The organism is Pseudomonas sp. DrBHI1, from assembly GCF_002205115.1.
GTDB lineage: Bacteria > Pseudomonadota > Gammaproteobacteria > Pseudomonadales > Pseudomonadaceae > Aquipseudomonas > Aquipseudomonas mosselii.
In genome coordinates this window covers 1-260 of sequence record NZ_NIBE01000104.1, presented here as the reverse complement: position 1 = coordinate 260, position 260 = coordinate 1, and the positions used below count along the sequence as shown (strand labels likewise).

The window sequence follows — 260 nt, the reverse complement described above, 5'->3', positions numbered from 1 at the left end:
GTGATCTTGTTGCTGATGGTCGGCTGACCACCGACGAATACATCGTCCGCGGCGGTGATGGTGAAGGTGCCGCTGGCGCTGCCGGCCGGGATGGTGACCTTGGTGCCGTCGCTGAGGGTAAAGGTCAGGCCATTGTGGCCGGTGACCGACAGGCCCTGGGCGTTGGTCAGGGTCACGGTGTAGGTGATCTGGCCGCCTTCGGAAACGGTGGTCTTGTCGGCGGACAAGGTGGCCACGACTTCACTGATGGTGTCGGTGAT

General features: G+C 63.1%; 1 protein-coding gene. It reads right to left on the bottom strand.

Going from position 1 to position 260, the window contains the following annotated elements; all coding sequences use genetic code 11:
• Positions 1-260, bottom strand: a 260-nt coding sequence (locus CC207_RS20865) for an immunoglobulin-like domain-containing protein (RefSeq protein ID WP_158216145.1), incomplete at both ends; no start/stop codon positions are given.